Origin of the sequence: Mesorhizobium sp. M0960, from assembly GCF_040319055.1 — a bacterium.
Lineage (GTDB): Bacteria > Pseudomonadota > Alphaproteobacteria > Rhizobiales > Rhizobiaceae > Mesorhizobium.
The window spans coordinates 169,960-181,689 of sequence record NZ_JAMYNN010000013.1 but is presented as its reverse complement, the minus strand read 5'-3'; the positions used below and the strand labels follow the sequence as shown (position 1 = coordinate 181,689).

The following is an 11,730-nucleotide window of genomic DNA, read 5'->3' as shown; positions in this document are numbered from 1 at the left end:
TGCCGCCCACAAGCTTGGTGCCTAGAAAAGCCTCCGCCAAGCTCAACTGGCCCGTCTGCTTCACTGCCATCGCGATTCCCTCAGAGCGTCCACCTCAGAGAATCACAATCAGCGAATTACGCAACAGGCCCACAAGGGGAGAAGGGGAGCCACATCGCCGTCAATCGTGGCTACGCCCGAAATGCCGGCTCGCCACCTCGACATGCGTGTCGTGCGTATGCGCTTCGAAGCGTTCGGTCTCGCCGAGATCGTCCGCCGTTTCGTTCGGCCACCAGGTGCCGCCCACCACGATGCCGTCCGAGACCAGCCTTTGCTCGGCGACCAGCGAGGCGCCGACCGAATCGACAAAGGTGAAGCGCCCCGAGCGCAGCCGCAGCACCGCGACGTCGCCGACCGCACCAACCGCCAGCCTGCCCAGATCGGGCCTGGCGATCGCCTCGGCCGGCCGTTGCGTCGCGGCACGCAGCACCTCGACCAGTAGCATGCCGAGCGCCAGCAGTTTCGACATGCAGACCAGGATGTCGAAGGCCGGCCCGTCGACGCAGTAGAGATGCACGTCGCTGCTGATCACGTCCGGCGCCAGACCCTCGCTGAGCATCGCTTTGGCCACCTCGAAATCGAACGAGCCCATGCCGTGGCCGATGTCGAAGATGACGCCGCGCTCGCGCGCCAGCCGCATATCCGGCCGCACCGCCCCCGAGGCGAAGACCGGCGCGTTGGGAAACGGCCGGAAGCAGTGGGTGAGGATGTCGCCCTTGCGCAGCCGCGGCAGCACTTCCGAGCGGCCGGGCGGCGGCTCGTCTATATGCGCCATCAGCGGCAGGCCGGCCTTGTCGGCGGCTTCGAGCGCGAGATCGACCGGCGCGATGCCGCTGGTGCCACCGGCATGGCGACCCGAGCGGACCTTGACACCGACAACCACGTCCGCGTGCTCGCGCGCCGCCGCCACCGTTTCGCGCGGTTCGCAGAGCCGGAGGTCGCTGCACTCGCCGACCGCCACGGTCTGCGAGAAGCCGAATATGCCGGCAAAGGAAATGTTGACGTAGGCCAGGATGCGGACTTTCGAGCGCTCTATGACGTGGCGGCGAAAGCCGAGGAAATTGCCGGCGCCGGCGCTTCCGGCATCGATGAAGGTGGTGGTGCCGCTCTTTGCGGCGAGCCGGTCGGCATCGACGCCGAGCGACGTGCCGCCCCAATAGACATGGCTGTGCAGGTCGATCAGGCCGGGCGCGACGATGGAGCCCGTGGCGTCGATGACGCGGGCGGCACGTTCGAAGGGGATTTCGGTGTCGATCGCGGCGATACGGCCGTCGGCAATCGCCAGATCGCGTTGTGCGTCGAGGCCGGACGCCGGATCGATGAGGCGGCCGCCTTTTATCAGGAGATCGAATTGCATTGCGCCTGTCTCCGCTTTTCCGTCAGGCCGGCCTGTAGGCGACGGCTTCGACCTCGATCTTGATGTCGATCATGAGCCGTGACTCCACCGTCGTGCGTGCCGGCGGGTCTTTCGGGAAATGCCGGGCATAGACGGTGTTGAAGATGCCGAAATCGCGCGCGTCCTCGAGCCAGACCGTGGTCTTGACCACGTCGTCCAGCGTGCAGCCGGCCAGCGCCAGTGCCGCCTTGATGTTCGACAGCACCTGTTCGGTCTGCTCGGCGATGCCGCCCTTGACCACCAGCCCGTCGCCGCCGACCGGCACCTGGCCGGAGACATAGACGAAATCGCCGGCCCTGACCGCCGGCGACAACGGCACATGGGATTTTCCGAAACACTGCTTGGGCAAGGAGGCCTCCTCTGGAAATCTTGCGTGACCGCCCTTATGCCTGCCACCGCGGTTCTCATCCAACATTTTGGAAGCTATATCGCTTTGCTGCGGGAGCGCCAGCTTGGTCACCACGCTCGGTGACCCTTCGCGCCCCCCTCTGTCCTGCCCTCTTTCCCACTACTTGGCATCTCCCCCACAAGGAGGGAGATTGGCCGTCATCACTGATTTCGCCAACCACCGACCTTGCAAAAGGTGCGCTGCCAGCGAAGCTGCCGATCTCCCCCCAAAAGGGGGAGATGCCCGGCAGGGCAGAGGGGGGCGCTGTCCCGCCAGCGTCTTGACCCGCGACGCCAGCCCGCTCAGCGATCGATCCGCGTCGACAGGATGATCGACGACGACGTCCGCTCGACCCCGTCCATGGCGCCGATCTGGTCGAGAAGCGTGTCGAGATCCCTGATCGACGGCGCCTCGACGATGACGATCATGTCGAAATTGCCGCTCACCGAATGCAGCGTCCGCACCGGCGGCAGCGCCTGCAGGCTGCGCACCACCTTGTCCGCAAGCTTGGGCGTGACGGTGAGCAGGACATGCGCCCGCACCAGTCCCTGTTCGTAATCCGGCGAAAGCCTGACGCCGTAGCCGGTGATGGTGCCGCGCTGCTCCAGCCGCTCGATCCGGCTCTGCACCGTCGTCCGTGAGACGCCCAGCCGCCGCGCCAGTTCGGCGGTCGAGGCGCGTGCATTGATGCGCAGCAGGGAAAGCAGCGCCTGGTCGGCATCACTAAGCATTTCGACGAACCTTGCCGGCGCATTGATCAAACAGAGACTGCGTTTTGCACAATCCCACGCTTCCTTTCGACAGGCAAGCTGCGATTCTAGCCGTCTATTTAACATTGGTGCGAGGGACCGGTCATGAAGGAAATCATCGTCGTCGGCGCCGGCAAGATCGGCTCGACCATAGCCGAGATGCTGGCATCCACGGGCGACTACCATGTCACCCTGGTCGACCGCTCGGCTGCGCAGCTCGGCGCGGCCGAACTGCCGGCCGGCGTAGAGACGCTGGAACTCGATATCGAGGCCGTCGGCACCCTCGAAGCCGCCCTGGCCGGCAAGTTCGCGGTGCTCAGCGCTGCGCCCTTCCATCTGACCACGCGCATCGCCGAAGCGGCGGCCAGCGCCGGCGTGCACTATCTCGATCTGACAGAGGACGTCGTCAGCACCAGGCGCGTCAAGGAATTGGCGCGCTCCGGCAACAGCGCCTTCATCCCGCAATGCGGGCTGGCGCCGGGCTTCATCTCGATCGTTGCCAACGATCTCGCCAGCCGCTTCGACACGCTGGAAAGCGTGCGCATGCGGGTTGGCGCGCTGCCGCAATACCCGTCGAATGCGCTGAACTACAATCTGACCTGGAGCACCGACGGCGTCATCAACGAATATTGCGAGCCTTGTGAGGCGATCGTCGAAGGCGAGCTGGTCGAAGTGCCGCCGCTGGAGGAGCGTGAAGAATTCTCGCTCGACGGCGTCACCTACGAGGCATTCAACACCTCGGGCGGGCTGGGCACGCTGGCCGAAACGCTGAAAGGCAAGGTGCGGACGCTGAACTACCGCACCATCCGCTACCCCGGCCACGCCGCGATCATGAAGGCGCTGCTGAACGACCTCGGCCTGCGCCACCGCCGCGACGTGCTGAAGGACATTTTCGAAAGCGCCCTGCCGGCGACGCTGCAGGACGTCGTCATCGTCTTCGTCACCGTCAGCGGCCGCAAGAACGGCCGCCTGCTGCAGGAGACCTACGCCAACAAGATCTACGCCAGGCGTGTCGGCGAAATGGTGCGCAGCGCCATCCAGATCACCACTGCCTCCGCCATCTGCGCCGTGCTCGACATGCTGGCCGATGGCACCTTGCCGGCAAAGGGCTTCATCAAGCAGGAGGACATCGCGCTCGACGCCTTCCTGGCCAACCGCTTCGGCCGCGCCTACGCGCAGCACGAGATGGTTAGCCGACTGGCGGGTTGAGCTGCGTAATCTCCCCCCCTTGAGGGGGGAGATGTCGGCGAAGGCGGCAGAGGGGGGTCGCCTCGCGTAGAGCGCTAACCTCCGACTGTCGTAAGGGAGGTCGAATCCAGTCGAACCGACCCCCTCTGGCCTGCCGGCCATCTCGCCCTCAAGAGGGGAGATCACCCTGCCCTCAAATATGCACCGCCCGCCCGAGCGCCTTCAGCGCCGCGTCCTGAAAACCCTCCCCTTGCGTCGGGTGGGCGTGGATGGTCCCGGCAATGTCCTCCAGACGCGCGCCCATTTCCAGGGCCAGGCCGAAGGCCGTCGACAGTTCCGACACGCCTTGGCCGACCGCCTGGATGCCGAGCACCAGATGGTTGTCGGCGCGGGCAACGACCCGGACAAAGCCCTCCTCACCCATCTTCGTCATCGCCCGGCCATTGGCGGCGAAGGGGAACAATCCGACCTTGATTTCGCCGCCGAGCCCCTTTGCCTCCTCCGGCGACAGGCCTGCGGTGATCAGCTCCGGATCGGTGAAGCAGATAGCGGGAATGCAGCGTTTGTCCCAGCTGCGCTTGTGGCCGGCGACGATCTCGGCGACCATTTCGCCTTGCGCCATCGCCCGGTGCGCCAGCATCGGCTCGCCGGTGACGTCGCCAACGGCAAAGATGCCCCGCATCGAGGTGCGGCACTGGTCGTCGATGCGGATGAATTTTCCCGCCATGTCGAGGTCGATCTGCTCCAGCCCCCAGTCTTCGACCACCGGCTTGCGCCCGACGGTGACCAGAATCCTGTCGGCAACGATCTTGGCATTCTTGCCGTCCTTCGTCTCGACCAGCAGCGCATCGCCCTTGGTCGACAACCCCTTGGCCTTGGCGCCCACAAGCACCTCGATCCCGAGCTCGGCGAGCCGCTTCACCACCGGCCGGGTCAGTTCGGCATCATATTGCGCCAGTACGCGCGGCAAAGCCTCGACCACGGTCACCTTGGCGCCCATCTTGGCGAAGGCGATGCCGAGCTCCAGCCCGATGTAGCCGCCACCGACGACGGCAAGCCTTTCCGGCACTTCGCTCAGCGCCAGCGCTTCGGTGGACGAGATCACCAGCCCACCGAAGGGCAGCGACGGCAATTCGATCGACGCCGAGCCCGTGGCGATCACCACCGTCTCGGCGCGGACCACCTGCATCCCGGTTTCGGTCTGGACCTCGACGGTCTTGCCGTCACGGAATTTCGCCCAGCCGTGCACGGTCTTGACCCCGGCCTTCTTCAACAGGCCGGCAACGCCGCTGTTAAGCCGGCTAACGATGCCGTCCTTCCAGGCGATGGTCGTTTCGAGATCAATCGATGGTGTTGCGATTGAAATGCCGAGCGGGCTCTTGCCGCCGGCCAAGTGCGACGCCTTTTCGAACTCTTCGGCCGCATGGATCAGCGCCTTGGACGGGATGCAGCCGACATTGAGACAGGTGCCGCCCGGTTTACCGAACTCGACGATAACCGTGTCGATGCCAAGCTGCCCGGCGCGGATGGCGCAGACATAGCCGCCGGGACCGGCGCCGATGACGAGCAGCTTGCAGGAGATTTCCTTCATGTCGTGCCCCATGCAGCGGCTCGGAAAAAGGCGCTCTGTGGCGATCCGTCGCGCCCCCCTCTGTCCTGCCGGACATCTCCCCCACAAGGGAGATTGGATCTCGCCTCCGCCTTCGCCAATCGCCGCCGTCGCAGGAGCGGTCGGAGCGCGGAAACTGCCAATCTCCCCCCTTGTGGGGGAGATGCCTGGCAAGGCAGAGGGGGGCGCTGTCCCTCCAGCCTCCCGATCGTTCCGCACCGCCGCAACATTCTATTCATCTCCTCAATCCACAAAAATCAGCGCTGGCGTTTCCAGCAGCGCCTTTATCCGCTGGATGAACACCGCAGCGTCCCAGCCGTCGATGACGCGGTGGTCGAAGCTGGAGGACAGGTTCATCATCTTGCGCGGGATGAACTGGGTGCCGTCCCACACCGGCCGCATCATCATCTTGTTGACGCCGAGGATCGCCACTTCCGGATGATTGATCACCGGCGTCGTCGCCACACCGCCCATGGCCCCGAGCGAAGTGATGGTGATGGTCGATCCAGAGAGCTCGTCGCGCGTCGCCGTGCCGGATTTTGCCGCCTCAGCCAGCCTGACAACCTCGGCTGCGCAATCCCAGATGTCGCGCGCCTCGGCGTGCTTGACCACCGGCACCACCAGCCCCGACGGGGTCTGCGCGGCGATGCCGATATGGATCCCGCCATGCTGGTGGATTATGCCCGCCTCGTCGTCGAACAGCGCGTTGAGGTTTGGCTGGTCGGCGATCGCCTTGACCATCGCCCGCATCAGAAACGGCAGCAGCGTCAGCTTCGGCCTGTCCGCGCCCGGCCGCTTCTCCTTGTTGAGCGCGGCGCGCAAATCCTCGAGCGCGGTGACGTCGATCTCTTCGACATAGGTGATGTGCGGGATGCGCGATTTGGCCAGCGTCATCTTCTCGGCGATCTTTCGCCTGAGCCCGACTATTTTGATATCCTCGACCGCCTCGTTGCGGACAAGCCCGGAAATCTTGGCGGGCCCGGGTCCGCGCGCCAGGAAAGCTTCGATGTCCTCATGCTGGATACGGCCGGCCGGGCCGCTCCCCACAATTTGCCGCAGGTCGATGCCGGCCTCTTTCGCCCTGAGGCGGACGGCCGGCGAGGCCAACGGCTTCTCGCCCTCCGGACGCCGCGCGCCGGAGATCGGCGCAGTACCCCCGCCGGAGGGGAATTCCGTTGCCGGCTCACTTTCGCGCACAGAAGCGCTTCCTGACGGAGGTGGGACTGGTTTGGCGTCGGCCTTGGGAGCCGAAGCTCGTCCCCCTCCCCCTTGTGGGGGTCCGAAGGACGGGCGAGACCCGTGGCTCGCCCCGGCAAGGTTAGGGGTGGGGGTACGCTTGGCGCCCACCTCAACGTCCCGTGGCGGCTTGACGTTACCCTCGCCGGCCACCTTCAGGCGCACGATGGGCGAGCCGATCGCCACCGTGTCGCCGATCTCCGCACCCAGCCAGAGGATCTCACCATCGACGGGCGAGGGAATCTCGACCGTCGCCTTGTCGGTCATCACAGCGGCCAGCACGGCGTCCTCGCGCACGAGATCGCCGACCTTGACCTGCCATTCGACCAGCTCGGCCTCGGCGACGCCTTCACCGACATCGGGTAGCTTGATGACATATTCGCCCATCGTCTTCCCCCTCAGGCTTCCATCGTTTCGACGAGCGCGCGGCCTAGCCGCGCAGGACCGGGAAAATAGTCCCACTCCTGCGCATGTGGATAGGGCGTGTCCCAGCCGGTGACCCGCGCCACCGGCGCCTCCAGATGGTGGAAGCAGTTCTCCTGAACCAGCGCCGAAAGTTCGGCGCCGAACCCCGATGTCAGCGTCGCCTCGTGCACGACCACGCAGCGCCCGGTCTTGTTGACCGAGGCGACGATCGTCTCGAGGTCGAGCGGCAGCAGCGTTCTCAGATCGATGATCTCGGCATCGATGCCGGTCTCCTCGGCCGCCGCCTGGGCGACATAGACCATCGTGCCGTAGGCAAGTACGGTGACCTCAGCGCCCTGTCTGCGGATCACCGCCTTGCCGAGCGGCACCGTGTAATGGCCGTCGGCGACTTCGCCAAGCTCGTGTTTCGACCATGGTGTTACCGGCCGCTCGTGATGACCGTCGAAGGGTCCGTTATAAAGCCGCTTCGGTTCCAGGAAGATCACTGGGTCGGGATCCTCTATCGCGGCGATCAGCAAGCCCTTGGCGTCATGCGGGTTCGAGGGCACCACGACTTTCAGCCCGGAGACGTGGGTGAACAGCGCCTCCGGGCTCTGGCTGTGGGTCTGGCCACCAAAAATGCCGCCGCCGGTGGGCATCCTGACCACGATCGGGCAGGTGAAGTCGCCGTTCGATCGATAGCGCAGCCGCGCCGCTTCCGAGACGATCTGGTCATAGGCCGGATAAACATAGTCGGCAAACTGCACCTCGACGCAAGGCTTCAGCCCGTAGGCGGCCATGCCGATGGCCGCGCCGACAATGCCGGATTCGCTGATCGGCGCATCGAAGCAGCGGCTCTTGCCGTATTTCGCCTGCAGGCCTTGCGTACAGCGGAAGACGCCGCCGAAGAAGCCGACATCTTCGCCGAAGACGATGACACGCCCGTCGCGCGCCATCGACACGTCCATGGCGTCGCGGATTGCCTCGATCATGGTCCGTCGCGGCATGGTTAGACTCCCGCCTGCTGGCGCTGGCGCCTGAGGTGCGGCGGCATCTCGGCATAGACGCCCTCGAACATATCGCGCGCCGAGGGCTTGCCGCCGGCATGCAGCGTGCCGTGGCGCTCGGCCTCCCGCTGCGCCGAAATCACCGTGTCGAGGATTTCCGCCTCGGCCTGGGCGTGGCGTTCGTCCGACCAGACGCCGCGCTGGATGAGGTGGTTCTTCAGCCTGACGATCGGGTCGCCGAGCGGCCACGCGTCGGACTCGGCCTTCGGCCGGTAGGCCGACGGGTCATCGGAGCTGGAATGGGCGCCGACGCGGTAAGTGACATATTCGACCAGCGTCGGCCCGAGATTGTTGCGCGCCCGCTCCGCCGCCCATTTGGCCACCGCATGGACGGCGAGATAGTCGTTGCCGTCGACGCGCAGCGACGGGATGCCGAAGCCCAGTCCGCGGGCAGCAAAAGTGCCGGAGCCGCCCCGGGCGATCCCCTGGAAGGTCGAAATCGCCCACTGGTTGTTGACGACGTTGAGCACGACCGGCGCCTTGTAGGTCGAGGCGAACACCAGCGCCGAATGGAAGTCGGACTCGGCGGTCGAGCCGTCGCCGATCCAGGCGGCGGCGATCTTCTGGTCATTGCTGATCGCCGAAGCCATCGCCCAGCCGACCGCCTGGATGTACTGCGTCGCCAGATTGCCGGAGATCGAGAAGAAGCCGTGCTCTTTCGACGAATACATGATCGGCAGCTGCCGGCCCTTCAGCGGATCGGCCTCGTTCGAATAGATCTGGTTCATCATCGTGACCATCGGATAGCCGTCGGCGATGAGCAGGCCGGCCTGCCGATAGGTCGGAAAATTCATGTCGCCCGGCGCCAGCGCCTTGCGGAAGGCGCAGCTCACCGCCTCTTCGCCGAGATGCTGCATGTAGAAGGAGGTCTTGCCCTGGCGCTGCGCCATCTGCATGCGCGCATCGAAGCTGCGCAGCGTCACCATATGGCGCAACCCTTCCAGCAGTTCCTCGTCGGAAAGCAGGCCGGCCCACGGCCCGACCGCCTCGCCGGCGCGGTTGAGCACACGAATGATCGAGAACGCCAGATCGCGGATGGTGCGCGGATCGACGTCGATCTCGGGGCGCGGCACCGAGCCGGCCTTGGGGATGGTCACGTCTGAAAAATCCGGCGTGCCGCCCGGCCGCACCTCCGGCTCCGGAACATGGAAGCGCAACATTCCGGCATCGGCCATGATCTCGGTCCTCCACTGTTGCCCGGCGCGATATTTGCACACCGCCGGACCAGTGCCAATTCGTCGGGCAGGGCTTCGGTCCTTCGGCTCCCGCCGATGCAGCCTGCCGCGCACAAGATGAAGATGTGTCTGCGAAATTTCTTGTCGATGTTGGACGGCAGCACGCAACTTAGCAGAAATTTGCCGACGATTGCCGCAACAGACGATATGTCCCGGGGTGAGCTTGCCTTTGACGAGCCCGCACATCCAGCGATTCAAGTTGCGCCTACCATTCAGGACCTTATCCTGACGGCATCGTTGTGAGAGAGGCGGGAATGCAAGGCAGATCGAGGGCCGTCGTCGCTTTGGCGATTGTAGCTTTTCTGGTTGGATCCGGTCGACCAGCTTTCGCTCAGTCGGACGATTGCATCGGCACGTACTATCGCACGAGGGATGCTGCCTGCATTGACCGGCTTATCACAACCTTGGATCAAGCTCCGTCCAGCGCTGAAAACGGAACGATAACCGGGTTTTTCGCTGCATTGTTCGACGGCTCGCCGGAGATGCGACGAAAACTGCTGGATGGCGTGCCCTCCGATCGCGCGGCTGACCTTTATCTGGCCGCTCTGCACAAGGCTGGTCTCACGGACGAAGCGCGGCGTTTCGCGTCGAGCCGAAAGCTGGAGGATGCAGCATCCCCCGGTGCCATGCCTTTGAAAACGTTGACACCCCTCTTTGTCCCGTTGGACAATGATCTGCTGCTTGGCGCCTATATGGCGACAGGAGACTTGTCCTACATAGATCATATTCTGGGAAATCTTCGAACCAGCCGTGACGGCATCGCGGCGGACGCAATCCGCATCGGCCTTGTTATGGGGAAATTCGCGGGTGCGGTGGCTCCAGGTCGCCCCGAGAATATCATGATTGTCGCTGCATGCCGGAAATATGGGTGCCCCAAGAGCCAGGCATCAAAAGACATGATGCGTGTGATGACGGTGGCATCGGCTGTATGGGCTATACGGTCGCTGGCGAAGAATGACGTTGCAATCAAACAGGAACTCGATCGCTTTTTCCAAAACGGCTCGCGTTTGGCCGCCATTTTCGCAAGAGAGCAGAACGCCTTCACAAATTATCTGGCCTCAGTGACTTTGTGGTCGGTCGAGAAAGACAAATCGCTTGACGCGGCAATGACGGACTATGAACGCCTCGGTGCTGCCGATACTTCGTTCAAGCCTGATAGCATCCTGCAATCCCCCGAGGACAAGAACTAGCAGGCCGGCGCCTGTGGTTCACCCGGAGCTCTCGCCATGCTAACCACAACACCATGGCACAGAAGAAAGCATACGAGGTCGATTCATGGCTCGCGAAGCCGGATCCGCGCGTCTCGATCGTGCTGCTTTACGGTCCCGATCGTGGGCTGGTCGCCGAGCGGGCAAAGGCCTTTGCCGCCAGGACCGGCCTGCCGCTCGACGATCCGTTCTCGGTGGTCAGGCTGGACGGATCGGAGGTCGATCGCGACGAGGGCCGCCTGCTCGACGAGGCGCGCACCGTGCCGATGTTTTCGGAGCGGCGCCTGCTATGGGTGCGCAACGCCGGCGCTCAGAAGGCGCTTGCCGACGACGTCAAGGCGCTGACCGCCGAGCCGCCGCGCGATGCCATTATCCTGATTGAGGCCGGCGACCTGAAGAAGGGCGTCGGCCTGCGCGCCGTGGTGGAGGCGGCGGACAATGCCATGGCTCTGCCTTGCTATGCCGATGAGGCCAGGGACATTGACACGGTCATCGACGACGAACTGCGCAAGGCTGGCATGTCGATGACGCTGGAGGCGCGGCAGGCGCTGCGCCGCAACCTCGGCGGCGACCGGCTGGCCTCGCGCGGCGAGATCGAAAAGCTGGTGCTTTATGCGCATGGCCAGGCCGAAATCGGCCTCGACGACGTCAAGGCGACATCCGGCGATGTCTCCGGCCTCTCCTTCGATGCGGCCGTCGACGCCCTGCTCGAAGGCAGGATCGCCGACTTCGACACCGCCTTCACCCGCCATTGCCAGTCTGGCGGCCAGCCCTTCCTGGTGCTTTCATCGGCGATGCGGCAGTTGCAGACGATCCAGGCGATGCGCGGCCTGATCGACGCCGGCGGCCGCAATGCCGCTTCGGTCGTAGCCGCGGCGCGCCCGCCGGTGTTTTTCTCCAGGCGCAAGCTGGTCGAGAAAGCCCTCGAACGCTGGAGCAGCGAGGCGCTCGGCCGCGCCCTGACCCGCTTGCAGACGGCGGTGCTGCAAACGCGCCGGCGGCCCGATCTGTCGATCGCGCTGGCACGCCAGGCGCTGCTCGGCATTGCCGTGGAAAGCGCAAGGCTGGCGCAGAGGTAAGCTCGCTTCGAGCAGATGGCAGCTTCAACTCAGTCGGAGACGACAATCATTGAGGCTGGCGCCGCCCCTCATGCCCTACCGGGCATTTCTCCCCGTAAACGGGGGGAAAGAAGCCGGCCGCAACGCCGGCA

Annotated in this window: 10 protein-coding genes; 3 read left to right on the top strand and 7 right to left on the bottom strand. The window is 64.8% G+C overall.

The genetic code is table 11. From position 1 onward, the window contains the following. Positions 1–160: 160 nt before the first annotated feature. The 3 genes from NKH63_RS22320 to NKH63_RS22310 form a co-directional block, all read right to left on the bottom strand. Entirely contained in the window at positions 161–1,396 is a 1,236-nt protein-coding gene (locus tag NKH63_RS22320) for an amidohydrolase/deacetylase family metallohydrolase (RefSeq protein WP_352918772.1), read from the bottom strand. A gap of 22 nt (positions 1,397–1,418) precedes the next feature. Next, positions 1,419–1,784 (bottom strand): RidA family protein, encoded by a 366-nt coding sequence (locus NKH63_RS22315; protein ID WP_352918770.1) that lies wholly within the window; start codon positions 1,782–1,784, stop codon positions 1,419–1,421. A gap of 341 nt (positions 1,785–2,125) precedes the next feature. Next, the gene (locus NKH63_RS22310) at positions 2,126–2,554 is read right to left on the bottom strand and encodes an Lrp/AsnC family transcriptional regulator (protein ID WP_352587968.1); all 429 of its coding nucleotides are present in this window, start codon (positions 2,552–2,554) and stop codon (positions 2,126–2,128) included. Positions 2,555–2,677: 123 nt separating this feature from the next. On the opposite strand from NKH63_RS22310, the gene NKH63_RS22305 reads away from it, so the two are divergent. Beyond that, positions 2,678–3,781, top strand: a complete 1,104-nt coding sequence (locus NKH63_RS22305) for a saccharopine dehydrogenase family protein (RefSeq protein ID WP_352918768.1) — start codon at positions 2,678–2,680, stop codon at positions 3,779–3,781. Positions 3,782–3,953: 172 nt separating this feature from the next. Here NKH63_RS22305 and lpdA read toward each other — a convergent pair whose 3' ends face one another. The 4 genes from lpdA to NKH63_RS22285 form a co-directional block, all read right to left on the bottom strand. Further along, entirely contained in the window at positions 3,954–5,351 is a 1,398-nt protein-coding gene (gene lpdA, locus NKH63_RS22300; RefSeq protein WP_352918766.1) for a dihydrolipoyl dehydrogenase, read from the bottom strand. A 261-nt stretch (positions 5,352–5,612) separates the two neighbouring features. Then, the gene (locus tag NKH63_RS22295) at positions 5,613–6,992 is read right to left on the bottom strand and encodes a dihydrolipoamide acetyltransferase family protein (protein ID WP_352918764.1); all 1,380 of its coding nucleotides are present in this window, start codon (positions 6,990–6,992) and stop codon (positions 5,613–5,615) included. Positions 6,993–7,003: 11 nt separating this feature from the next. Further along, on the bottom strand, positions 7,004–8,017 hold the full coding sequence (locus tag NKH63_RS22290; RefSeq protein ID WP_352918762.1) for an alpha-ketoacid dehydrogenase subunit beta: 1,014 nt from the start codon (positions 8,015–8,017) through the stop codon (positions 7,004–7,006). 2 nt (positions 8,018–8,019) lie between these two features. Further along, positions 8,020–9,252, bottom strand: coding sequence for a 3-methyl-2-oxobutanoate dehydrogenase (2-methylpropanoyl-transferring) subunit alpha (locus NKH63_RS22285; RefSeq protein ID WP_023718744.1), 1,233 nt, complete (start codon positions 9,250–9,252; stop codon positions 8,020–8,022). Positions 9,253–9,566: 314 nt separating this feature from the next. Here NKH63_RS22285 and NKH63_RS22280 point away from each other — a divergent pair, with 314 nt between their 5' ends. Both NKH63_RS22280 and holA read left to right on the top strand, forming a co-directional pair. Beyond that, positions 9,567–10,502: a hypothetical protein gene (locus NKH63_RS22280; protein WP_352918760.1), complete on the top strand. Its 936-nt coding sequence runs from the start codon at positions 9,567–9,569 to the stop codon at positions 10,500–10,502. A 53-nt stretch (positions 10,503–10,555) separates the two neighbouring features. Then, complete coding sequence (gene holA, locus NKH63_RS22275; protein ID WP_352593564.1) at positions 10,556–11,599, top strand: DNA polymerase III subunit delta; 1,044 nt, start codon at positions 10,556–10,558, stop codon at positions 11,597–11,599. Positions 11,600–11,730 lie beyond the last annotated feature (131 nt).

Bases quoted from the DNA above. Each gene is read 5' to 3' on its own strand.
- NKH63_RS22320 (WP_352918772.1), bottom strand. From the start codon at position 1,396: ATGCAATTCGATCTCCTGATAAAAGGCGGCCGCCTCATCGATCCGGCG.
- NKH63_RS22310 (WP_352587968.1), bottom strand. From the start codon at position 2,554: ATGCTTAGTGATGCCGACCAGGCGCTGCTTTCCCTGCTGCGCATCAAT.
- NKH63_RS22305 (WP_352918768.1), top strand. From the start codon at position 2,678: ATGAAGGAAATCATCGTCGTCGGCGCCGGCAAGATCGGCTCGACCATA.
- lpdA (WP_352918766.1), bottom strand. From the start codon at position 5,351: ATGAAGGAAATCTCCTGCAAGCTGCTCGTCATCGGCGCCGGTCCCGGC.
- NKH63_RS22295 (WP_352918764.1), bottom strand. From the start codon at position 6,992: ATGGGCGAATATGTCATCAAGCTACCCGATGTCGGTGAAGGCGTCGCC.
- NKH63_RS22290 (WP_352918762.1), bottom strand. From the start codon at position 8,017: ATGCCGCGACGGACCATGATCGAGGCAATCCGCGACGCCATGGACGTG.
- NKH63_RS22285 (WP_023718744.1), bottom strand. From the start codon at position 9,252: ATGGCCGATGCCGGAATGTTGCGCTTCCATGTTCCGGAGCCGGAGGTG.
- NKH63_RS22280 (WP_352918760.1), top strand. From the start codon at position 9,567: ATGCAAGGCAGATCGAGGGCCGTCGTCGCTTTGGCGATTGTAGCTTTT.
- holA (WP_352593564.1), top strand. From the start codon at position 10,556: ATGGCACAGAAGAAAGCATACGAGGTCGATTCATGGCTCGCGAAGCCG.